This window comes from Acinetobacter sp. CAU_H_S170_2 (genome assembly GCF_058890445.1).
Map to the genome: position 1 here is coordinate 695,995 of NZ_JBZYAE010000001.1, position 23,228 is coordinate 719,222.

The 23,228-nt window shown below is 42.2% G+C and carries 17 protein-coding genes; 14 read left to right on the forward strand and 3 right to left on the reverse strand.

Translation table 11 applies throughout. The features are described 5' to 3' along the window. Positions 1-54: 54 nt before the first annotated feature. A complete protein-coding gene (locus AC5EUN_RS03465; protein ID WP_010327297.1) occupies positions 55-1,680 on the reverse strand; it encodes an NAD+ synthase in 1,626 nt (541 codons plus the stop codon). Positions 1,681-1,883: 203 nt separating this feature from the next. Between AC5EUN_RS03465 and AC5EUN_RS03470 the strand changes: the two genes are divergently transcribed. From AC5EUN_RS03470 to AC5EUN_RS03485, 4 genes are all read left to right on the forward strand, one after another. Next, positions 1,884-2,390 carry a hypothetical protein gene (locus AC5EUN_RS03470; protein ID WP_010327296.1) on the forward strand — a complete coding sequence of 169 codons (507 nt, stop codon included), beginning with the start codon at positions 1,884-1,886 and terminating at the stop codon, positions 2,388-2,390. Positions 2,391-2,573: 183 nt separating this feature from the next. Continuing rightward, positions 2,574-3,530 (forward strand): metal-dependent hydrolase, encoded by a 957-nt coding sequence (locus AC5EUN_RS03475; RefSeq protein WP_058952503.1) that lies wholly within the window; start codon positions 2,574-2,576, stop codon positions 3,528-3,530. A 15-nt stretch (positions 3,531-3,545) separates the two neighbouring features. Further along, the gene (locus AC5EUN_RS03480; RefSeq protein WP_010327294.1) at positions 3,546-4,391 is read left to right on the forward strand and encodes an SDR family NAD(P)-dependent oxidoreductase; all 846 of its coding nucleotides are present in this window, start codon (positions 3,546-3,548) and stop codon (positions 4,389-4,391) included. An 18-nt stretch (positions 4,392-4,409) separates the two neighbouring features. Continuing rightward, the gene (locus AC5EUN_RS03485) at positions 4,410-6,002 is read left to right on the forward strand and encodes a flavin-containing monooxygenase (RefSeq protein WP_010327293.1); all 1,593 of its coding nucleotides are present in this window, start codon (positions 4,410-4,412) and stop codon (positions 6,000-6,002) included. 148 nt (positions 6,003-6,150) lie between these two features. On the opposite strand, the gene gltA is transcribed toward AC5EUN_RS03485, so the two are convergent. After that, positions 6,151-7,425 (reverse strand): citrate synthase, encoded by a 1,275-nt coding sequence (gltA, locus tag AC5EUN_RS03490; RefSeq protein WP_004695551.1) that lies wholly within the window; start codon positions 7,423-7,425, stop codon positions 6,151-6,153. 1,027 nt (positions 7,426-8,452) lie between these two features. On the opposite strand from gltA, the gene sdhC reads away from it, so the two are divergent. From sdhC to AC5EUN_RS03540, 10 genes are all read left to right on the forward strand, one after another. Further along, positions 8,453-8,851 carry a succinate dehydrogenase, cytochrome b556 subunit gene (gene sdhC / locus AC5EUN_RS03495; RefSeq protein ID WP_005400408.1) on the forward strand — a complete coding sequence of 133 codons (399 nt, stop codon included), beginning with the start codon at positions 8,453-8,455 and terminating at the stop codon, positions 8,849-8,851. Then, positions 8,851-9,216 carry a succinate dehydrogenase, hydrophobic membrane anchor protein gene (gene sdhD, locus AC5EUN_RS03500; RefSeq protein ID WP_004695554.1) on the forward strand — a complete coding sequence of 122 codons (366 nt, stop codon included), beginning with the start codon at positions 8,851-8,853 and terminating at the stop codon, positions 9,214-9,216. The genes sdhC and sdhD overlap by 1 nt, the downstream gene beginning before the upstream one ends. Before the next feature lie 12 nt (positions 9,217-9,228). Beyond that, complete coding sequence (locus AC5EUN_RS03505) at positions 9,229-11,127, forward strand: FAD-binding protein (RefSeq protein WP_010327291.1); 1,899 nt, start codon at positions 9,229-9,231, stop codon at positions 11,125-11,127. Positions 11,128-11,141: 14 nt separating this feature from the next. Then, on the forward strand, positions 11,142-11,852 hold the full coding sequence (locus tag AC5EUN_RS03510; protein ID WP_004982744.1) for a succinate dehydrogenase iron-sulfur subunit: 711 nt from the start codon (positions 11,142-11,144) through the stop codon (positions 11,850-11,852). An 802-nt stretch (positions 11,853-12,654) separates the two neighbouring features. After that, the gene (locus tag AC5EUN_RS03515; RefSeq protein ID WP_010327290.1) at positions 12,655-15,477 is read left to right on the forward strand and encodes a 2-oxoglutarate dehydrogenase E1 component; all 2,823 of its coding nucleotides are present in this window, start codon (positions 12,655-12,657) and stop codon (positions 15,475-15,477) included. Between the two features lie 16 nt (positions 15,478-15,493). Continuing rightward, on the forward strand, positions 15,494-16,708 hold the full coding sequence (gene odhB / locus AC5EUN_RS03520; RefSeq protein ID WP_004695562.1) for a 2-oxoglutarate dehydrogenase complex dihydrolipoyllysine-residue succinyltransferase: 1,215 nt from the start codon (positions 15,494-15,496) through the stop codon (positions 16,706-16,708). 59 nt (positions 16,709-16,767) lie between these two features. Beyond that, positions 16,768-18,201, forward strand: a complete 1,434-nt coding sequence (gene lpdA, locus AC5EUN_RS03525) for a dihydrolipoyl dehydrogenase (protein ID WP_010327289.1) — start codon at positions 16,768-16,770, stop codon at positions 18,199-18,201. 172 nt (positions 18,202-18,373) lie between these two features. Next, positions 18,374-19,540, forward strand: coding sequence for an ADP-forming succinate--CoA ligase subunit beta (sucC, locus tag AC5EUN_RS03530; RefSeq protein WP_010327288.1), 1,167 nt, complete (start codon positions 18,374-18,376; stop codon positions 19,538-19,540). Between the two features lie 11 nt (positions 19,541-19,551). Continuing rightward, on the forward strand, positions 19,552-20,442 hold the full coding sequence (gene sucD / locus AC5EUN_RS03535; protein WP_010327286.1) for a succinate--CoA ligase subunit alpha: 891 nt from the start codon (positions 19,552-19,554) through the stop codon (positions 20,440-20,442). 363 nt (positions 20,443-20,805) lie between these two features. After that, entirely contained in the window at positions 20,806-21,180 is a 375-nt protein-coding gene (locus tag AC5EUN_RS03540; protein WP_010327283.1) for a hypothetical protein, read from the forward strand. A gap of 297 nt (positions 21,181-21,477) precedes the next feature. Here the strand turns inward: AC5EUN_RS03540 and AC5EUN_RS03545 are convergent, their stop codons facing one another. Continuing rightward, positions 21,478-23,190, reverse strand: coding sequence for a flotillin family protein (locus AC5EUN_RS03545; protein WP_005400417.1), 1,713 nt, complete (start codon positions 23,188-23,190; stop codon positions 21,478-21,480). Positions 23,191-23,228 lie beyond the last annotated feature (38 nt).

A 23,228-nucleotide genomic window follows, 5' to 3' on the forward strand; every position in this document is an offset into this window, starting at 1 on the left:
GTCGATATAAAAAAGCCCAAACATCTGTTTGGGCTTTTTTATTGGAACAGCAGCTTATATGCCAGCTTTCCAGCCATTCATGATTGGGTAACGACGTTCACGGCTAAATGCGCGTGAGCTGATACGCGGACCAATTGCACCTTGGCGACGTTTGTATTCATTGAAATCGACCAAACGAATCACTTTTGCAACCACTTCAGCATCAAAGCCTTTGGCAATGATGTCATCTTGGCTCATATCTTCTTCAATATAAGCATACAAAATGGCATCCAGTACATCATATGGTGGTAAAGAGTCTTGGTCCTTTTGATCTGGACGTAACTCTGCTGAAGGTGGGCGAGTAATCACACGCTCAGGAATCACAGGCTTGTCTGAAATGCTGTTTCGGTATTTCGCAAGTTCAAACACAATGGTTTTATACACATCTTTTAGTACGGAAAAACCACCCACCATGTCACCATAGAGCGTGCAGTAGCCCACAGCCAATTCTGATTTGTTGCCTGTAGACAGGACTAAATTACCAAATTTGTTTGATAAACCCATCAGCAGTGTACCGCGGGCACGCGCTTGTAAGTTTTCTTCAGTTGCATCCGCAGGGCTGTTGCCAAAGAACGGATAAAGCGTTTGCATAAAGCTGTTCACAATCGGGTTGATTTCAGCAATCCCAAAAGTCACCCCCATACTCTTCGCTTGTTCAGCAGCATCTTCTACACTGATTTGGGCGGTATAGGTATATGGCATCATTACGGCTTGGACTTTGTCGGCGCCAATCGCGTCGGCTGCAATGGCAAGGGTTAAAGCAGAGTCGATCCCGCCTGATAAACCCAAAATCACCCCAGGGAAACCTGAGCGCTGTACATAGTCGCGAGTCGCCATCACTAAGCTTTGATAAATCTCTGCCATAGTGTCTAAAGCAGGCGGCAGCGCATTGGCCTTAAAGGCTTGTTGTTCTGCTTCGTATTCAGCGAAATACAGGGATTCTTTAAAGCTTTCAGCTTGAAGTACAACTGAACCATTTTTGGCAATCACGAAGCTTGTACCATCAAAGATCAGGTCGTCTTGACCGCCGACTTGGTTGGCATAAACCAAGTTGAGGTTCATTTGTTTTGCCAGTGCAGACATGGTTTCAACGCGGTGCTGTGGCTTACCGACTTCATATGGTGAAGCATTTAAGACTAAAGCTGTTTCTACATTGAGCTGTGCTAGTTGTTGTACCGTTGAAAGTGACCAAACATCTTCACAAATCAACACACCAAACTTATGCCCCAGATATTCAAAAACAAGGTGTTGATGCCCTTCGGTGAAGTAGCGCTTTTCATCAAACACGCTATAGTTTGGCAAGTTTTGTTTGTTATACACACCCAAAACTTGCCCATCTTTCATGACCGCAGCGGCGTTGTAGCGTTGACCGTCTTCAGTTTGATTGACAAAACCAAAGACCATCACAATGTCTTTTACTGTTTTAAGTTGTTCAAAAACTTGTTGCGTGCGTTTGGTTAGGCTAGGACGTAGAAGTAAATCTTCTGCTGGGTAACCAATGCTCGAAAGTTCTGGAAAAATAATTAAATCAGCATTTTGTTTTTTTGCTTCATTGGCCTGCTCCAACATTTTTTGGGCATTTGCTTCAAGGTTGCCAATGTGCGGAGAGAACTGTGCAAGTGCAATTTTAAAACTTTTCATTTCCAACTAAATCCTATACCTATAGGGATATACACGACGATTGAGTTTGTTATAGCTATAAGTTCTACGTGGTGTAAGTGACGATAAACAAATAGAAGTATTAATCAATAATAAGTGCGAATACTATATACGAAATGCGATTTTTTTTAAGGGATATTCTAAAAAAAATCCGTAAATGTCCTTAAAAAGAACAAATTATTCTAATGTCTTTATGGAGTGTGATTGTGTGGTTTCAAGCGCTTTTACAAAAAATACAGCAAAAGTTTGAACTTAAAAATCGGCCCTTGACTGAAGCGGAGAAAAAGCTCGCCAGCAGCATTTTTGGGAACAGTCTGAACACGGATTCAGTTCGAATTATCGCGCATCGGGCAGTGCTGCCTCATTATGCGATTAGCCCCAATGGACATGTCTATTTTAATATCAAAGACTGGTGCGAAAATTTTGCCGACCAACCGATTCATCAACAAGCTTGGTTGATTCATGAGCTAACACATGTTTGGCAAATTCAGCAGGGACTCGCTGTAGTCCGTAAGGCACTTTTTAACCGTCAATATCGTTATGCATTAAAACAAGGAAAACAGTTTTTAAGCTATGGCATTGAACAGCAGGCGCAAATGGTGCAAGACTACTTTCTCAAAAAACACTATGGCGAAGATTGCTCAGCCTATGAGCAGTGTATTCCCTTTGTGGCACACAAAGCCTCGTTCTGACCCCGATAGATAAATCTGTGGAGTGATTGTTAGACAACAGATTTTAAAGTCATAAATTGCAAATCATTTGAAGAAAAATGCCAGTGGCATAGGGGAAACGGCCTCTTATTTTGAATGCAAAGAGATGGTGAAAATCGTGAGATTGAGCCTGAAAAACGAGCTAAAAATAAGAAGGAATGTCCTATGCGTATCGCTCTTCCATTGAAAGGCAAAGCCAGCCAAATTTTTAAGGGACCCGTATTCGATGCTGAAAAACAGTCTGCGATTATTCCGATTCGGCATATGAAATTTGACTTTGAAGCTGAGAAAATTGATCCCAAATTCTACCTAAATGCGGAGTTGGCCAGTGCTTACTTTGCATCACTCTCGATCTTTCTGACCTATGGTGAAGACTTGGTGATTGATACCGCCCGTTATCACCGCGATTTCCTTAGAGACCCTGTATTAAAACAACGCGTGACGTCTTTGATTGGACAGGAGGCACTGCATTCAAAGCTACATGAAGAATTGAACGATACTTTTAAACAGGTTGATTTACCCGTTGGTATTTTTCGTTATTTAGCTGAAATCGTTTTTGACTACGGTTTTAACCGCTTACCGCAGCCGATGAAATTGTCTTTGATGGCAGGCATTGAACATTTTACCGCAGTGCTGTCTGAATACATGATGAACCATGAAGAGATTTTTTTCGATTCTCAAGACGAAAAGCAACGGGCGATTTGGATGTGGCACATGCTAGAGGAATCTGAGCACAAAGACATTGCATATGATGTGTTTCAATCACTTTCCAATAACTATGCCTTACGTATTACAGGCTTTTTTCCAGCCCTTATCACCATTTTGCTATTGATTTCAGTGGCGTCAGTTTTTGTCCCGTTTTATCGCAAACCGTCTAATTTGGTGAGTCTCAGTTATTGGAAGGATGTACCGCGCAGTTTCAGCCTCTTGTTTGGGCTGAAACGAGGTGTTTATGGCAGTAGTTGGAAGCATATTTTTGATTATTTACGCCCGAGTTTTCACCCGAATGATTATGACACTTCTGCATTTTTAGATTATTACAAAGAGCGTTTACTACATCCTGAAACAGGAGTGTTAACCCCCTATTTCACCAAAGAATTTACTCCAATACTTAAATCATAAGAAGGAGGTTATGACATGGGACTGTTGAGTAAAAAAAATAAACCAAGTCAAAAGGCCTACGCAGTTGTAACGGGCGCAGGTAGCGGAATTGGTCGTAGCTTTGCACTGGAACTGGCAAAGCGCGGTGGTGATGTCATCTGTGCAGATATTGATTTAAGCTCGGCACAGGAGACTGTAGATTTGATTCAGTCGATGACATCTACGTCAGCCTACGCCGTGCATTGTGATGTTGGATTAAAAGAATCTGTACACGCTTTGGCCGAGCAAGCGGAACAGCTTTTGGGACATCCTGTTACTTTGCTCATCAATAATGCGGGAGTGGGGCTAGGTAGTAAGTTTGATGAGGTGTCGCTGGAGGATTGGCGGTGGTGTATGCATGTCAACCTGTGGGGGGTGATTCATGGTTGCCACTACTTTGTACCCAAATTTAAACAGCAAGGCTTTGGTGCCATTATCAATGTGGCATCGGCTGCGGGCTATACCGCAGCCCCTGAGATGACAGCGTACAACGTGACCAAGTCTAGTGTTTTGGCTCTATCAGAAACCTTGGCTTCAGAGCTTCATGCTTATAACATTGCAGTCAATGTGCTGTGTCCGACCTTGGTGCCCACTAATATTATGAAGAATGGTCGCTTGCCAAGTCGCTATTCTGGACTGGCTGACAAACTGCTAATGAACCATGCGTTTACCACCAGTGATGCTGTTGTAAAAAAAACATTAAATCGCTTAGATGCAGGCAAGCTTTATACCATTCCGCAACCCGATGCCAAATTGTTTTGGTGGATGAAGCGGGCATCACCAAGCTTATACGTCAAGCTTTTAGGTTTGGGTTATCCACTGTTTAATCAAATCACAAAATAAGAATAGAGAAAAATGAATATGGAAACGCAATTAGAGACAGAGCAAGCAGATGTGCAAGCACCGTCTGATCAAATGCGAGATCAAACTACGACGCCAAAAAGTACGGAAGCTCAACCTAAGCAAACCCGTAAAAAGGCTGTGCTTCGTCCTAAAGCCGCACATACTTACGATACCATTGTTGTAGGTGCTGGGATTTCGGGCATTGCTGCGGCTTATAAAATGAAACAAGTCGGCTATCAGGACTATCTGGTTTTAGAAAAGGCAGAGAGAGTTGGTGGTACGTGGCGTGATAATAATTACCCCGGCTGTGGCTGTGATGTACCTTCGGCATTGTATTCATTTTCCTTTGCACCTAGTCATCAATGGAGCCATTTATTTGCGAAACAACCTGAAATTTTAAGTTACTTGGAACAGGTGGTTGAGCAGTTTGAATTACAAGACAAAATCCGCTTTCAGCATGAGTTGCTCAGTGCAAAGTGGAATGAAGAGGCGAATATTTGGCAACTTGAAACTTCTCAAGGGGCATATCAAGCACGAACCGTGATCTTTGGCACAGGGCCGATTACAGAACCATCTGTACCTAAGATTAAAGGGATAGAAGGATTTAAAGGAGAAATGTTCCATTCAGCCCGTTGGAAACATGATTATGACTTAACGGGAAAGCGGGTTGCAGTGATTGGAACAGGTGCGTCTGCCATTCAGTTTATTCCACAAATTCAGCCATTGGCGAAAGAGTTGATCGTATTTCAGCGGACTGCGCCGTGGGTTTTGCCCAAAGCGGATATGCAGCTCAATGCTACAGTAAAGTCGCTGGTGGCCAAATTTCCGATGATTCAGCAAGGCTGGAGGAACAGTGTTTCCAGTATTTTAAATGGGATCAACTTTGGGCTGCGTCACCCGTCACTGCTTGAACCAGTCAATATTTTAAGCCGTCAATTATTAAAATTACAAATACAGGATGACTCCTTACGTAAAGCCGTAACGCCTAACTTTTCGATCGGCTGTAAGCGACTTTTATTTGCCAACAATTATTATCCAGCACTGCAACAAGACAATGTCACGCTGTTACCCCAAGGTTTGGTCGAGATTGATGGGCAGAGTGTCATTGCGGCAAATGGGGAACGATTTGAGGTTGATGTCATTATCTGGGGAACTGGTTTTGAAGTGGCACATCCTCCAATTGGCCAACGCGTATGGAATGCCCAAGGTGAGCGACTGGCCGACCTTTGGAAGAGCGGTTCTCCAGAAGCGTACTTGGGTACAAGTTTGGAAAATGTGCCGAATGCATTTTTGGTACTGGGGCCAAATATCTTGGTCTATGACTCGTTTATTGGCATTGCTGAAGCGCAGATTCAGTACATTGTAGATGGTCTACTAAAAATGAAGCAGCAAGGCTTTAAACGTATGATGGTGAAACGAGATGTTCTACGTTATCACAATGCCAAGGTACAAACTCATTTAAAAACCACCGTATTTAACCGAGGCGGCTGCTCAAGCTATTATTTAGATCAAAATGGGCGTAACTTCGCGGCTTGGCCGTGGTCCTTGGCCGAGTTAAAGCAACGTTTATCTACGCTTGAGCTAAAACACTACGATGTTGTTGAAGCTTAAAGTAGTCACATTAAGTATTAAAAAAGCCTGAGTCTGTTCAGGCCTTTTAATACTTTAAGTGTGTCATTCATAAATGGTAGATTTAAAGTTCAACATATAAAAAACCACCCATGCGGGTGGTTTTTTTTGTCTATCAACGCAGACCGAATTAACGGTTGATGTCGCGTTGAACTTCGCCAGTGTAAAGCTGACGAGGACGACCGATCTTGTACGGACCGCTGTGCATTTCTAACCAGTGGCTGATCCAACCAACAGTACGTGCAAGCGCGAAGATCACTGTAAACATTTCTGTCGGGATACCAATCGCTTTAAGGATGATACCTGAGTAGAAGTCTACGTTCGGGTATAAGTTACGTTTGATGAAGTATTCATCAGAAAGCGCGATACGTTCAAGTTCCATAGCAAGAGCAAGCTGTGGATCGTTGATGCCAAGCGCACCAAGAACTTCGTCGCAAGTTTCTTTCATTACTTTCGCACGTGGATCGAAGTTTTTGTACACACGGTGACCGAAGCCCATGAGTTTAACTTCTTTAGTTTTCACTTTTTCCATGAAGTCAGCAACGTTCTCTACAGTGCCGATTTCATCAAGCATCTTAAGAACAGCTTCATTCGCGCCGCCGTGAGCAGGGCCCCAAAGTGCAGAGATACCCGCAGCGATACATGCATATGGGTTCGCGCCAGTAGAACCAGCTAAACGTACTGTAGACGTAGAAGCATTTTGTTCGTGGTCTGCGTGAAGCGTGAAGATACGGTCCATTGCTTTAGCAAGGATAGGATCTACTTTGTAATCACGGTCTGCTGGAGTAGCAAACATCATGTATAAGAAGTTTTCAGCGTAGCTTAAGTCATTACGTGGGTAAACGAATGGTTGACCTACAGTGTACTTGTAGCTCCACGCAGCCAAAGTAGGTACTTTAGCAATTAAGCGGATAGCTGTAATTTCACGGTGATCAACATTTTCGATGTCTAAGTTGTTGTGATAGAACGCAGAAAGCGCACCAACTACACCAACCATGATCGCCATAGGGTGAGCATCGCGACGGAAACCATTGAAGAAGCGGCTAACTTGATCGTGAACCATAGTGTGGTTACGAACTTTAGCATCAAATACTTCTTTTTGTTCAGCTGTTGGAAGCTCGCCATTGAGAAGTAAGTAGCAAGTTTCTAAGTAGTCAGCTTTAGTTGCTAACTGGTCGATTGGGTAGCCACGGTGTAAAAGCACACCTTTGTTACCGTCGATGAAAGTGATTTTAGACTCGCATGCAGCAGTAGCCATAAAACCAGGATCAAAAGTGAAGTGACCTGCGGCCAATACATCCTTAACGTCGATTACATCTGGGCCCAATGTGCCGCTGTAAATTGGTAATTCAATTTCTTTGCCATCAAGCTGTAAAACGGCTTTTTTGCCAGTTGCTTCAGACATTCAATAGATCTCCTGTCCTGGTGAATGATTTATCTGACTCGAAATACTCATCTTTTAATGCACGAATCAGACGGATTAAAAATTTGCTCTAAGAGTAGAGAGTGCTGAAATTTTGTCAATTATACTTATGGATAAAATGATGACTTCCGAAGTTATAGTTAAGATTTAATCCATTAAAATTTGCATAAAATCACAGCACTGACACACTATAATAAGTTAATTCAAGGAGCAAGTGCATAAATAAAAAATGTTGCTGGCGCAATTGTAAGCAGTTTTATATTGAAAAAAGCGCTTGAAAAGAAACAGAATTCAAGTCGTCATATATTTACATTTATTATGATTCTCGTAACTTACGCATCATTTTAAAAAGAAAATGCTGCTTTCGTAGTCATTGTTAAAAACAATAAGTGACTCAAATAAAATGATTTAATTGTATAAAAAATAGCTTATTTGGTATTTCGAAAACGATATATAAGTCACTTTTTTTATTTATACGGATGTGAAAAAATTGTTTTAATTAAAATTTATTACGAGATATTTCAATCTTGTAGGGGATTAATCTGTTGCACCAACATCATGCATATTTATGTCACTATATTAAAATAAAATAATGAACATTTTATATATAAATAAAAAATGATTAAAATAAAGCAGTGAAATTAGCTAGTTTTAAAAACAAGACTTTTTTGTGCATCTTTAGTCTAAAGTCGAATTTTACCGTTTTTGTATAAATTTTAGCGCTTGAATTTGGTGTTTATTTTATAAAAACCAACCATATAGCTGAGATTTGAAGCTAAAGTATTGTAGCGCAAGGCATTTATCTATGTGTTAATGATTCTTATTTAAAGAATTTTTATGCAAAAAGGCCAAGGGCATTGTTTGTATTTTGATAGTTCACGTCTTATAATTCAGTGTCGTTTTAAGTTCAAACGCTATTTAATTTAGAGTTTTAAAGTAGCTGCTGAACAATGCCAGCTTTCCTTCGAATTAATTCCAACAAACTCCGGATGGAGTTTTTACTTACAGGATGCCCGCTGTGAAAAGCAACAGACCTGTCAATTTGTCCATGGGTCAAGTTTTAGAAGTAAACTTAAAATCCCCTGTGGCTATTGCATCAATCTTACACCGTCTATCAGGTGTCATCGTATTTTTACTCGTACCGGTACTTCTATGGATTTTAGACAAGTCATTGTCTTCGCCTGAAGGATTTGCTCAAGTTCAGGCTATTTTTAATAGCTTCATTGTGCGTTTTGTCGTATGGGTATTTGTAGCCGGCTTAATTTTCCACTTTATTGCGGGCGTTAAGCACTTACTTGCAGATATCGGTATTGCTGAAGAACTGCAAAGTGGTCGTATCGCAGCTACTATTTCATTGATCTTGTCTGCAATCGGTATCGTTGCGGCATTTGTATGGATTGTTATCTAATGAAAAGTGCTACTGGTTTAACGGGTTCAGGTTCTCGCGATTGGTTTATCCAACGTGTAAGTGCTGTCGTATTAGCGGTTTATACAGTTGTTGTTTTAGGTTGGATCCTATGCAATGGCGGTTTTAGCTATGAACAGTGGTACGGCTTTATGATGACAGCTCCAATGAAGATTTTATCTTTATTGGCCGTCTTATCTCTTGTTGCACATGCTTGGATTGGTATGTGGCAGGTATTCACGGATTATGTGACTACTCGTCAAATGGGTCCTTCAGCTTCAGGTTTACGCCTTGTACTGACTTCAGCAGTAATTATTGCTGTATTTGCATATGCGATCTGGGCAATCCAGATTTTTTGGGCGAATTGATAGGAATAGATCATGGGCGCTATAACCCCTAAAGAAGATTACACAAATATTCCACACGAAACTTTCGATGCTGTCATCGTTGGTGGTGGTGGTTCTGGTATGCGCGCGTCTTACCAACTTGCTCAAGCTGGTTTGAAAGTTGCTGTTTTAACTAAAGTATTCCCAACTCGTTCGCACACAGTTGCAGCGCAGGGTGGTATTGGTGCATCTCTTGGTAACATGCAAGAAGATAACTGGCACTACCACTTCTATGACACTGTTAAAGGTTCTGACTGGTTAGGCGACCAAGACGCGATCGAGTTTATGACGCGTGAAGCGCCACAAGTGGTTTATGAGTTAGAACACTTGGGTATGCCATTTGACCGTAACGCAGACGGTACGATTTACCAACGTCCATTCGGTGGTCACTCTGCAAACTACGGTGAAAAAGCAGTTCCACGTGCATGTGCTGCTGCTGACCGTACAGGTCACGCACTTCTTCACACGCTTTATCAAAGCAACGTGAAAATGGGTACGCAATTTTTTGTTGAATGGATCGCACTTGACCTGATTCGTAACGAAGCAGGTGATGTACTAGGTGTAACAGCAATTGACCAAGAAACGGGTAAAATTGCAGTATTCCAAGCCAAAGCGACATTGTTTGCTACAGGTGGTGCGGGTCGTGTTTACCGTGCATCAACCAATGCTTATATCAACACTGGTGACGGCCTTGGTATGGCGGCTCGTGCAGGTATTCCATTGCAAGATATGGAATTCTGGCAGTTCCACCCAACGGGTGTTGCTGGTGCAGGCGTATTGTTAACTGAAGGTTGTCGTGGTGAAGGTGCAATCCTTCGTAATGATGCTGGTGAGCCATTCATGGAGCGCTATGCACCAACTTTAAAAGACTTGGCGCCACGTGACTTCGTATCACGTTCTATGGACCAAGAAATTAAAGAAGGTCGTGGTTGTGGTCCGAAGAAAGACTACATCTTGCTTGATATGACGCACTTGGGTGCTGAAACGATCATGAAACGTCTTCCATCTGTTTTTGAGATTGGTAAGAAATTCGCGAACGTTGACATCACCAAAGAACCAATTCCAGTTGTACCAACAATTCACTACCAAATGGGTGGTATTCCAACGAATATCCACGGTCAAGTGGTTGTGCCTGAAGGTTCTGAAACTGAAGCATTTGCAGCACATTATGACAAAGATAGCGATATCTATTCGACTAATGCGGGCGATCGTAACTTTACGAAACCTGTTAAAGGCTTCTATGCAATTGGTGAATGTTCTTGCGTGTCTGTACATGGTGCAAACCGTTTAGGTACGAACTCATTACTTGACTTGGTTGTATTTGGTAAAGCTGCGGGTGAGCACATCATTGACTACGTGACTAAACATCACGGTGATGAATACCAACCGCTTCCTACGACTGTACTTGAGCAAACTGTTGCACGTATCCGTAAATTGGATGACTCAACAACTGGTGAAAATGCTCAAGAGGTTGCAGATGCAATTCGTGACATCGTTCAAGACCATGCTGGTGTATTCCGTACAACTGCACTTCTTGAAGAAGGTGTGAAGCAGATTCTTGCGATTGAACCACGTGTACGTAACATTCACTTGAAAGACAAATCTAAAGTATTTAACACTGCGCGTGTAGAAGCTTTAGAAGTTGAAAACTTGTATGAAGTGGCTAAAGCGACATTGATCTCAGCAGCAGCTCGTAAAGAGTGCCGTGGTGCGCATACGGTTGTAGATTTTGAAGAGTCGCCTGATCACCCAGCTTACCCATATGGCCGTCGTGATGATGAGTGGATGAAGCACACATTATGGTTCTCTAGCGATAACCGTCTTGAGTACAAGCCAGTACGTTACAAGCCATTGTCTGTTGCTGCAATTCCACCTAAACCACGTACATTCTAATTGGGAGAAGTAAGATGAGTAGAGGTACTCGTACATTTAATATCTACCGCTACGATCCTGATAAGGATGCAGCGCCGTACATGCAAACTTTCAAGTTAGAATTGACTGATAAGCACCGTATGTTGCTTGATGCACTTCTTGCATTGAAAGTACAGGATGAATCATTAACATTCCGTCGTTCATGCCGTGAAGGTATTTGTGGTTCGGATGGTGTGAACATCAATGGTAAAAATGGTTTAGCATGTCTTTGGAACCTAAACGACTTACCAGAAGTGATTACAGTTCGTCCTTTACCTGGTTTGCCTGTGGTTAAAGATTTAGTTGTGGATATGAACCAGTTCTACGATCAGTACAACAAAATTCATCCATTCTTGATCAACAACCAACCTGCGCCACCAAAAGAGCGTTTACAGTCTCCTGAAGAGCGTGAACACTTAGATGGTTTATATGAATGTATTCTTTGTGCATGTTGTTCAACTTCATGCCCATCATTCTGGTGGAACCCAGACAAGTTCTTGGGTCCTTCAGCGTTGTTAAATGCATACCGTTTTATCATCGACTCTCGTGATACAGCAACTCAAGAGCGTTTGGCTCGTCTAGACGACCCATTCTCGCTATTCCGTTGTAAAGGTATTATGAACTGTGTATCAGTGTGTCCTAAAGGTTTGAATCCAACTAAAGCAATCGGTCACATCCGTAACATGCTTTTAGATGCTGCGGGTTAATCTGTAGGCTGATCTTCAGTTAGAAAAAGCACACCTTTAGGGTGTGCTTTTTTATTTTATAGCTAGATTTTTGCTGTAGAAATAAAGTTGAGTGAGAGTGTGAGGTTGGCACTATTTTTGTTTGTGATAGGTGGCTTTTTTGGAAATTGCACCAGATTGGTGAAAAGCGCGGCGATTTAAAACAAATGTCATAAATAAGTGCAAGTATGAGTCTGCAAAAAAAGTTATGAAGATGTTAATATGGATGTTGTTGATGGGGAGGGCATATTGAAAGATGATGCTCTCTTTTCGTATGTGTTTTTTGGAGTAGACTTTGGTCTACGTTGAAACTCGGTTTTATTTAAAGCACCATATATTAGATGAAATTTTGATATGTGTATTTCGCCAATTTATGAAAGGTATGTGTCAAAAAAATCAATTGAAATATGGGGAGTATGTTAAAATTTTTGCACGTTTATATTTAAAAAATGCGCGCTAAATATGTACATTAATTCAACATTTAAGCAGCATTAGAGCGAGTATAAATGAAGGGTTAGTCGCTTTAGAAAAAATAATGCATCGCCTTATTTTTTCTAAGTCGATTTGCAAAAAATTGCTCGGTTTTGGCCGGGTATGAATGAGTGATGATGCCGCTGAGGGCGTTATGATTCATTGTCACATTGGGTAATTCTAATGTAGTGATAACGCCTCATGGCATCCGCCTTATGGGGACTAATGTCATGTTACCAATTTGACATTACTAATCATGGGTTCGCTTAAAAAGCATCCTGAAATGTTTTTGCAATAGGAAATGGGTCCACAAATGCAAGAAGTTGCTGACGCATTGCGTCTTGACACTGAACTTTCCGCTGATAGTGCAGCGTATATTGAAGAACTTTATGAGCAGTACTTGGCTGCACCAGACTCAGTAGAAGCTGACTGGCGTGCATACTTCGATAAATACCCGAAAGGTGATCAACCACACAGCAATGTACGTGAGCAATTCTTATTACTAGGTCGTAATTCAAGTCGTGTTCAAGCAGTGGTACAGAGTTCTGTTAGTACAGAACATGAGCGTCGTCAAATTGGCGTACTACAACTGATCGCAGCGTACCGTAACCGCGGTCACCAAAAAGCGAAGCTTGATCCTTTAGGTTTGGCAAAACGTGAAATCGTGCCAGATCTTGACCTTGCTGCACATGGCTTAACCCAATCTGATTTAGACACTGTATTCAATACAGGTAATCTTTTGATTGGTAAAGACGAAGCAACTCTAGGTGAAATGGTTCAAGCCATGGAAGCAACGTACTGTGCTTCAATTGGTGCAGAATACATGCACATTGTTGATACCAAAGAAAAACGTTGGATTCAACAACGCCTTGAAGGTGCACGTGGTCAATTCAACTTCACTGCAGAACAGAAAAAACACGTATTAGAGCGTTTAACTGCGGCTGAAGGCCTAGAAAAATTCCTAGGTAATAAATACGTTGGTGCAAAACGTTTCGGCGTGGAAGGTGGTGAATCTTTCATTCCAATGGTTGATGCTTTAATTCAGCGTGCAGGTTCTGTAGGTTGTAAAGAAGTGGTCATTGGTATGCCACACCGTGGTCGTTTGAACCTTCTTGTAAACATCATGGGTAAAAACCCAGCAGACCTATTTGGTGAGTTCGAAGGTAAGAGCTTACATAAAAAAGGTTCTGGTGACGTTAAGTACCACCAAGGTTTCTCTTCAAACGTAATGACTCCAGGTGGCGAAGTTCACTTGGCATTGGCGTTTAACCCGTCTCACTTAGAAATCGTCGGCCCTGTGGTTGAAGGTTCAGTGCGTGCACGTCAAGTTCGTCGTAAAGACATTGGTGGCGATGACGTATTGCCAGTAATTGTTCACGGTGATGCTGCATTTGCAGGTCAAGGTGTTAACCAAGAAACCTTCCAAATGTCACAAACACGTGGCTATACAGTGGGTGGTACGGTTCATATTGTGGTGAATAACCAAGTCGGTTTCACAACGTCTGATCCACGTGATGCGCGTTCTACAGAATACTGTACGGACATCGCGAAAATGATCCAAGCACCGATCTTCCATGTGAACGGTGATGATCCTGAATCAGTATTGTTTGTTGCGCAATTGGCACATGACTTCCGTCATACTTTCCGTAAAGACGTTGTCATTGATATGTTCTGTTACCGCCGTCGTGGTCACAACGAAGCGGACGAGCCAGCTGCAACTCAGCCAATGATGTATCAAGTCATCAACAAGAAAACGACAACGCGTGCGCTGTATGCAGACCAATTGGTTCAAGAAAGCGTATTAGACCGTGCTAAAGCAGATCAAATGGTTGAAGACTACCGTGCTGATTTAGAAGCAGGTAAGCACGTTGCAAATGCATTGGTACTTGAACCAAATACAAAAATGTTTGTAGATTGGGCACCGTACTTAGGACATGACTATACAGACGTATGGGATACAACATGTTCTGAGGATCGCTTAAAAGAGCTTGGTCGCAAAATGCGCGAGCTTCCTGAAGGCTTCGTGATGCAGCGTCAAGTTGCAAAAGTGATTGATGATCGCTTAAAAATGCAAACTGGCGAAATGCCATTGAACTGGGGTGCTGCAGAAACTTTGGCTTATGCATCTATTTTAGATGATGGCTATTTGGTTCGTTTGACTGGTGAAGACGTTGGTCGTGGTACCTTCTCACACCGTCATGCAAAACTGCATAACCAAGTGGATGGTTCAACGTACATTCCACTTTGCCATATCAAAGAAAATCAACCACGTACTGCTATTTATGACTCATTGTTGTCTGAAATGGCGGTGTTAGGTTTTGAGTATGGTTATGCAACGACTCTGCCTAAGAGTTTGATCATTTGGGAAGCACAATTTGGTGACTTCGCAAACTGTGCACAGGTGGTAATCGATCAGTTCATCGCATCAGGTGAAACCAAGTGGGAGCGTGTGTGTGGTTTAACCTTACTTCTTCCTCACGGTTTTGAAGGTCAAGGTCCAGAGCACTCATCTGCACGTTTAGAGCGTTTCTTGCAGCTATGTGCTGAAGACAACATGCAAGTGATGACACCGACTACGCCTGCACAGATTTTCCATGCTTTACGTCGTCAAGCGATTCGCCCAATTCGTAAGCCAATGATCATCATGTCACCGAAGTCTTTACTTCGTCACAAGCTTGCAACGTCTACTTTAAGTGAACTTGCAAATGGTACATTCCAAACTGTGATTGATGAAATCGACAACATCAACAAAGCAGACGTAACACGTTTAGTGCTTTGTGGTGGTAAGGTTTACTATGACTTGCTTGAGAAACGTCGTGAGCAAGAGTTGAATAACACTGCAATCGTTCGTATTGAACAATTGTATCCATACCCTGAACAACGTATTGCTGAAGTTCTTGCTCAATATCCAAATGTGAAAGACATTGTTTGGACGCAAGAAGAGCCGAAGAACCAAGGTGCTTGGTTATTTATTGCCCCTCGTTTATATGATGATGTAATGAAGTCGGCTAAACCAGTACGTATCAGTTATGCAGGTCGTGAAGCTTCTGCTGCACCGGCTTGTGGTTCACCATATTTGCATGCAAAACAACAAGCTCAGCTCGTAAATGACGCTTTAGCGATCGTAGCTGAATAACAGGAGATTCTTAGTAATGGCAACCGAAATTAAAGCACCGGTATTCCCTGAGTCAGTTGCGGACGGAACAATCGCAACTTGGCACAAACAACCAGGTGAAGCAGTATCACGTGATGAAGTGATCTGTGATATTGAAACAGATAAAGTTGTTTTAGAAGTTGTTGCTCCTGCTGACGGTACAATTGCATCGATCATTAAAGGTGAAGGTGACACTGTTCTTTCAAATGAAGTGATTGCACAGTTTGAAGAAGGTGCTGTATCTGGCGCTGCGCAAACTGAAGCAGTTCAGTCTGAAGCGAAAGTAGAACAAGCGGTTGTTCAAACTGAAGCGGGTGCTGCACCAGTCGTTGAACGTGCTCAAGTTGCTGATCAAGCGCCTGCTGTGCGTAAAGCATTGACTGAGTCTGGTATTCCAGCTGCTGATGTTGCAGGTACAGGCCGTGGTGGTCGTATCACAAAAGAAGATGTGGCAAATCACCAAACTAAACCAGCAGCTCCAGCTGCAGCACCATTAAGTGTTGCTGTGGGTGAGCGTGTTGAGAAGCGTGTTCCTATGACACGTCTTCGTAAGCGTGTTGCTGAGCGTCTGCTTGCTGCAACGCAAGAAACTGCAATGTTGACGACGTTTAACGAAGTGAACATGAAGCCAATCATGGAAATGCGTGCTCAATACAAAGACGCATTTGAGAAGCGTCACGGTGCGCGTCTTGGCTTTATGTCTTTCTTTGTTAAAGCTGCAACTGAAGCGCTTAAACGCTACCCAGCAGTTAACGCTTCAATTGATGGTGATGACATTGTTTACCACGGTTATTATGACATCGGTGTAGCGGTATCTTCTGAGCGTGGTCTAGTTGTACCTGTGCTTCGTGATACAGACCGAATGAACTATGCTGAAGTTGAAAATGGTATCCGTGACTTTGCTTACAAAGCACGTGATGGCAAATTGGGCATCGAAGACATGACTGGCGGTACGTTCACAATCACCAACGGTGGTACTTTCGGTTCATTATTGTCGACTCCGATCTTGAATACACCACAAACTGCGATTTTGGGTATGCATAAAATCCAAGAGCGTCCAATGGCTGTAAACGGTCAAGTAGAAATCTTACCGATGATGTATTTAGCGCTTTCTTATGACCACCGTCTAATCGATGGTAAAGAAGCAGTTGGTTTCCTTGTAACAATCAAAGAATTGTTAGAAGAACCAGCTAAATTGATCCTTGACCTTTAATTCTAAAGAATAAAACATGGGCTTAGAGCGATCCTCTAAGCCCATTTTTGGAGATAAAAATGTCTCAACAATTTGATCTTGTTGTAATTGGCGGTGGCCCAGGTGGCTATGAAGCAGCGATTCGTGCAGCGCAGCTTGGTTTTAAAGTTGCGTGTATTGAAAAACGTATTCACAAAGGCAAACCATCATTAGGTGGGACGTGCTTAAACGTGGGTTGTATTCCGTCTAAAGCATTGCTTGATTCTTCTCACCGCTACGAAGATACAGTGCATCACTTAGCTGATCACGGTATTACAACAGGTGAAGTGAACTTTGATTTGCCTAAACTCCTTGCGCGTAAAGACAAAATCGTTGACCAATTAACTGGCGGTATCGACCAATTACTTAAAGGTAATGGTATCGAGTGGTTAAAAGGTACAGGTAAATTACTTGCAGGCAAAAAAGTCGAGTTTGTATCTCACGAAGGTGAAACTCAAATTTTAGAGCCTAAATATGTGATTCTTGCGACGGGTTCTGTGCCTGTGAACATTCCTGTAGCTCCAGTAGATCAAGACATTATTGTTGACTCTACAGGCGCACTAGAATTCCAAGAAGTACCTAAGCGTTTAGGTGTCATTGGTGCGGGCGTAATCGGTCTAGAGCTTGGTTCAGTATGGCGTCGTCTAGGTGCTGAAGTTGTTGTATTTGAAGCGATGGACGCATTCTTACCAATGGCTGATAAAGCCTTGGCGAAAGACTACCAAAAACTTTTGACGAAACAAGGTCTTGATATCCGTGTTGGTGCTAAAGTTGCTGGCACAGAAGTTAATGGTTCTGAAGTCACTGTTAAATATACTCAAGGCGGCGAAGAAAAAACTCAAGCGTTTGATAAGTTGATCGTTTGTGTAGGCCGTCGTGCATATGCTGAAGGTCTATTGGCTGATGATTGCGGCATCAAACTCACTGAACGCGGTTTAGTTGATGTGAACGATTGGTGTGCGACGTCTGTTGACGGTGTATATGCAATTGGTGACTTGGTCCGTGGCCCAATGCTTGCGCATAAAGCGATGGAAGAAGGTGTAATGGCTGTTGAGCGTATTCACGGTCATGCAGCTCAAGTGAACTATGACACGATCATTTCTGTGATCTACACACATCCAGAAGCAGCATGGGTCGGTTTAACTGAAGAGCAAGCCAAAGAAAAAGGCCATGAAGTTAAAACAGGTCAATTCGGTTTTGCTGTCAATGGTCGTGCTTTAGCAGCTGGTGAAGGTGCTGGTTTCGTGAAGTTTGTTGCTGATGCAAAAACTGATCGTTTACTGGGTATGCACGTGATTGGACCTGCTGCATCTGACATCGTACACCAAGGTATGATTGCACTTGAGTTTGTATCTTCGGTTGAAGATCTACAGTTGATGACTTTCGGTCACCCAACATTCTCAGAAGTGGTTCATGAAGCTGCACTTGCAGTGGATGGTCGAGCGATTCACGCAATCCAGCGTAAACGCAAATAAGACAACGAAAAGAGCGACTACGGTCGCTCTTTTTTGTTTCAGGTGTTGTCTTCTCATGAAGAATCATCTAAAAATAAAGACAAGAAGTTTTAAAAATCCAAAATGGTTACTGTGATAGTAAACAGTTTCGGTGCAACAAAAAGTAAATAAGCAGTAATAAAAAGGTTAGTCGATGAATTTACATGAATATCAAGCTAAAGCGCTATTAAAAAAATATGGTATGCCTGTCCAAGAGGGCGTACTTGCCACCACTCCAGAAGAAGCAGTAAAAGCCTTTGATCAAATAGGCGGAAAATTTGCTGTAATGAAAGCCCAGGTGCATGCGGGTGGTCGTGGTAAGGCGGGTGGCGTAAAAGTTGTAAAGTCAGCAATGGAAGCTGCTGAATATGCAAAAAGCATCATCGGGACCAACCTCGTTACCTATCAAACCGATAGTCATGGCCAACCTGTCAACAGCGTACTTGTCGCGGAAGATGTTTATCCTGTGGAGCGTGAGCTGTATTTAGGTGCAGTGGTTGACCGCTCAAGCCGTCGTGTGACCTTTATGGCTTCGACCGAAGGTGGCGTTGAAATTGAAAAGGTTGCTGAAGAAACCCCTGAAAAAATTATCAAAGTTGAAGTCGATCCTTTGGTTGGCTTATTGCCATTTCAAGCACGCGAAGTTGCATTTAAGTTGAACCTTAAAGATGGTCAAGTGAATCAATTTGTGAAAGTGATGTCTGCTGCGTATCAAGCATTCATCGAGAATGACTTTGCTTTATTTGAGATTAACCCACTATCTGTGCGTGAAAATGGTGACATCCTATGTGTCGATGCCAAAGTGGGGATTGACTCAAACGCGCTGTACCGTTTACCAGAAATTGCTGCGCTGCGCGATAAGTCACAGGAAAATGAACGTGAGTTAAAAGCGTCTGAATTTGACCTCAACTACGTCGCGCTTGAAGGCAACATTGGGTGTATGGTTAATGGTGCAGGCCTTGCGATGGCAACCATGGATATTATTAAACTTTATGGCGGCCAACCTGCGAACTTCCTTGATGTCGGTGGTGGTGCAACTAAAGACCGTGTAATTGAAGCGTTTAAAATTATTCTGGCAGATACCTCTGTACAAGGGGTATTGATTAATATCTTCGGTGGAATTGTACGTTGTGACATGATTGCTGAAGCAATTATTGCAGCGGTTCAAGAAGTAAATGTGACCGTACCTGTAGTTGTTCGTTTAGAAGGGAACAATGCTGAATTGGGTGCCAAATTACTTGACGAATCAGGTTTAAAACTTATTTCTGCAAATGGCTTGTCGGATGCCGCAGAAAAAATTGTTGCTGCAGTAAAAGCGTAAGGAGTATCAATATGAGCGTATTAATTAATAAAGACACCAAAGTATTGGTACAAGGTTTTACAGGTAAAAACGGTACATTCCACTCAGCACAAGCACTAGATTATGGAACTAAAGTCGTTGGCGGGGTAACTCCTGGTAAAGGTGGCACAACCCACCTAGATTTACCTGTATTTAACACCATGAAAGATGCAGTTGCAGGCACAGGCGCAGATGCGACTGTGATTTATGTGCCAGCACCGTTTGTATTAGATTCAATTATTGAAGCAGTGGACTCAGGTGTTGGACTGATTGTGGTCATCACAGAAGGCGTGCCAACTTTAGACATGCTCAAAGCCAAGCGCTATCTTGAAACCAATGGCAATGGTACACGTCTGATTGGTCCAAACTGTCCGGGTATTATTACTCCAGATGAATGTAAGATCGGGATTATGCCGGGTCATATTCACCAACCGGGTAAAATTGGTATTATCTCGCGTTCAGGCACGTTGACTTATGAGGCAGTTGCTCAAACGACGAAACTAGGCTTAGGGCAATCGACCTGTATTGGTATTGGTGGTGATCCAATTCCGGGCATGAACCAAATTGATTGTTTGAAACTGTTCCAAGACGATCCACAAACTGAAGCGATTATCATGATTGGTGAGATTGGTGGTACGGCTGAAGAAGAAGCCGCGGAATATATTCAATCGCATGTGACTAAACCTGTGGTGGGTTATATTGCCGGTGTAACAGCACCGAAAGGCAAGCGTATGGGGCATGCGGGAGCGATTATTTCTGGTGGTAAAGGTACTGCGGAAGAAAAGTTTGCAGCATTTGAAAAGGCTGGGATGGCCTATACGCGTAGCCCAGCAGAACTCGGTTCAACGATGTTCCAACTTTTAAAGGACAAAGGTTTAGTTTAAGCCTTTTATATTTTAAAGGAAAAAGCCGTATGTCTTAATTGCACATACGGCTTTTTTGTGGAGAGCATATTGGTTTGCCCTAATACATTTCTCTGTATAAAAATAATATGGGGGTTAGAGTGTTTAATCTTAGCTGAAAACTATATTTAGCCATATTGGACAAAAAACAAAATGGGTAAATTAGTGCAAGATTTGCTATGTACTTAACAATCTGAGAGTTGATAAATATTTGGTGTACACTGTTTATATAGGAGACTATGCTATATTCATAATTAAAATAATTCTTTTGAAGACATAGTATTGCAGATGTTAAAGCCTATTCATTTATTGTTTTGTCGTTGCTTATTCTTGTTCGGGCTAGCGATGAATAGCGCTTATGCTGAAAATGAAGACGTCTACTTGGCTGAGTCTTTGAGTGATGATATTTTCCACTATTATCAGCAGTTAGCGGCACAACATGATGAAGAAGAAAACGATTATACATTGATCAATAACGATTTTTATGAGAATGAATATATTCGTATATTTAACTACTCGGCCTACAACTCGGATGGTTTGAGCCATAAATTAGGGACAGGGGAATTTCACAGTTCAGACTTGGATGTACTCAGTATTTCATTCGGGTATGGTATTGAAATTAAAGTCAACAAAAGAAATAAAGTGGGATATGAGTACCTTTCAAATTTTCCTTATGATCGTGGGCAATTGATTCGTTTCTTTTGGGTGCGTTTGCACTAAATAGCTTAATTCTATTTATTCATTAAAAAGTTTTTTCCGTTACTGTTTAGAATATTTTCACTCAATTGTAGCGTCTAGGATGTTCATATTACTTTTTGGACTTTTCTGATGGTCGGCGAATCTATTATCAAGCTAAAATAACTTAAATTTTTATAATAGATGATGGGCTTACTGCGCTGGGCAAATTCTTAGGTTTATCGTTTTAACAGCTTAAATGTGTATTTTATTGAAAGTTAAATATTAAAGTAGATAAAAAACGCGACAGATCGTCGCGTTTTTTGCTTGTAAGTATAAGTGCTATTGAGTTTTGCTTTGCGGTTTTAAGCTTTGGGTTAAACCATTGATGTCGCCGCCTTGAATCCCTAGTTCATTCATCAAGCTATCAATTAGTGGTGCTTGAGTACGATAGCGTAGCGCACTATTTACCACTTGATCAGACAAAGCAACTTGTGAAGATTCCGCACCATCAACCCCAGATGCTACTGAACCGACATTGCCTAAACCATTGACCTGTAAAATTTTGATGTCATCAATATTTTCCATCGGTTTAACACTTTCACGAATGATTTCAGGTAAGTATTTTAACAAAGCTAGCCGAATTTGCATTTCGACTTGCTCAGGAGATAAGACGTTGTTGGCCTCATTCACCGCACGTGTACCATCCGCGTCGACTTGGTATTGTTTTTCCATTGCTTGAGCCAATAGTATTTTGGCATCTGCTTCACCTTTGGCTTTTAAGCGAGCTTGTTCGGCTTGAGCTTCCGCTGCAATACGAACGGCTTCGGCATCATCGGCAGCGGCTTGTTTGCCTGCTTCAGCTGCAACCGTAATCGCAATCGCATCTTTTTCTGCAGCTTGCTTCGCAGCAACCAACTCAACTGCTTTTTGACGCTCAGCACGCTGGGTTTCACGTACGGTAATCACTTCTTCTTCGGCTTTAACGGCTTCAGCACGGGCACGGTCAGCAGAAGCTTTGGCTTCAGACTCTTCACGCGACTTTTCAGCAATTGCAATGGCACGTGACTGTTCAGCCAGCTCGATGGTTTTCTTTTGTTCAACCTGCGCTTGTTCAATAATTTGTGATTTTTGAATATTTTGGCTTTCCACATCACGTGCTGCACCAATACGCTTTAACTCTACTTCACGCTCAGCTGCAATACGTGCTTCTTCTGCTTCACGTTTTTTCTCTGCTTCTTGAGAGGCAATTTCAGCCAATTGTTCTGCACGGCGAATTGCAATTTCACGCTCTTGCTGTAGTTTGGCGTATTCTTCTTCACGAATGATTTGTAGGCGCGCTTGTTCTGCTTCTAAGTTTTTGGTCTTAATGGCAAGGTCAGCGTCTTGCTCAATGTGATTACGTTTACGACGACGGTCTTCAATTGTTTCGGTCAGCTTGGTTAAACCTTCGGCATCGAATGCATTTTGAGGGTTAAAGTATTTGAAACCTGTTTGGTCTAAACCTGTTAATGACACAGTTTCTAGCTCTAGACCATTTTTATGTAAGTCTTCGGACACGACTTGTTGTACTTTTTGCACGAAATCCACGCGTTTTTCATGCAACTCTTCCATCGCCATTTCAGCTGCTACAGCACGCAAGGAATCGACAAATTTACCTTCTACAAGGTTCTTCAACTCATTTGGAGACATGGTTTTCTGTCCCAAAGTCTGCGCGGCCACTGCAATTGATTCTGCTAGTGGCTTCACACGGACATAGAACTCAGCCATGACATCGACGCGCATACGGTCCCGGGTAATGAGCGCTTGATCATCAGCACGGCGAACCTCTAAACGTAGCGTGTTCATGTTGACAGGGATAATTTCATGTAATACAGGCAGTACAATTGCACCGCCACCTAAAATGACTTTTTCGCCGCCAAAACCGGTACGTACGAAAGAGATTTCTTTGCTGGAACGACGGTACAGACGGGCAATAATAATGCCGATAATAACCAGAGCTGCAAAGATAATCCCTGCAAGAATAAGAATGTTATAGAAATTGTTGCTGAGCATAAGGGTCCCGATTTTATTTAAAGTTATAAGTACAAAAT

Bases quoted from the DNA above. Each gene is read 5' to 3' on its own strand.
- odhB (WP_004695562.1), top strand. From the start codon at position 15,494: ATGGCAACCGAAATTAAAGCACCGGTATTCCCTGAGTCAGTTGCGGAC.
- sucD (WP_010327286.1), top strand. From the start codon at position 19,552: ATGAGCGTATTAATTAATAAAGACACCAAAGTATTGGTACAAGGTTTT.
- AC5EUN_RS03540 (WP_010327283.1), top strand. From the start codon at position 20,806: ATGAATAGCGCTTATGCTGAAAATGAAGACGTCTACTTGGCTGAGTCT.
- AC5EUN_RS03510 (WP_004982744.1), top strand. From the start codon at position 11,142: ATGAGTAGAGGTACTCGTACATTTAATATCTACCGCTACGATCCTGAT.
- AC5EUN_RS03515 (WP_010327290.1), top strand. From the start codon at position 12,655: ATGCAAGAAGTTGCTGACGCATTGCGTCTTGACACTGAACTTTCCGCT.
- lpdA (WP_010327289.1), top strand. From the start codon at position 16,768: ATGTCTCAACAATTTGATCTTGTTGTAATTGGCGGTGGCCCAGGTGGC.
- gltA (WP_004695551.1), bottom strand. From the start codon at position 7,425: ATGTCTGAAGCAACTGGCAAAAAAGCCGTTTTACAGCTTGATGGCAAA.
- AC5EUN_RS03505 (WP_010327291.1), top strand. From the start codon at position 9,229: ATGGGCGCTATAACCCCTAAAGAAGATTACACAAATATTCCACACGAA.
- AC5EUN_RS03545 (WP_005400417.1), bottom strand. From the start codon at position 23,190: ATGCTCAGCAACAATTTCTATAACATTCTTATTCTTGCAGGGATTATC.
- AC5EUN_RS03480 (WP_010327294.1), top strand. From the start codon at position 3,546: ATGGGACTGTTGAGTAAAAAAAATAAACCAAGTCAAAAGGCCTACGCA.
- AC5EUN_RS03485 (WP_010327293.1), top strand. From the start codon at position 4,410: ATGGAAACGCAATTAGAGACAGAGCAAGCAGATGTGCAAGCACCGTCT.
- sucC (WP_010327288.1), top strand. From the start codon at position 18,374: ATGAATTTACATGAATATCAAGCTAAAGCGCTATTAAAAAAATATGGT.
- sdhD (WP_004695554.1), top strand. From the start codon at position 8,851: ATGAAAAGTGCTACTGGTTTAACGGGTTCAGGTTCTCGCGATTGGTTT.
- AC5EUN_RS03465 (WP_010327297.1), bottom strand. From the start codon at position 1,680: ATGAAAAGTTTTAAAATTGCACTTGCACAGTTCTCTCCGCACATTGGC.
- AC5EUN_RS03475 (WP_058952503.1), top strand. From the start codon at position 2,574: ATGCGTATCGCTCTTCCATTGAAAGGCAAAGCCAGCCAAATTTTTAAG.
- sdhC (WP_005400408.1), top strand. From the start codon at position 8,453: ATGCCCGCTGTGAAAAGCAACAGACCTGTCAATTTGTCCATGGGTCAA.
- AC5EUN_RS03470 (WP_010327296.1), top strand. From the start codon at position 1,884: ATGTCTTTATGGAGTGTGATTGTGTGGTTTCAAGCGCTTTTACAAAAA.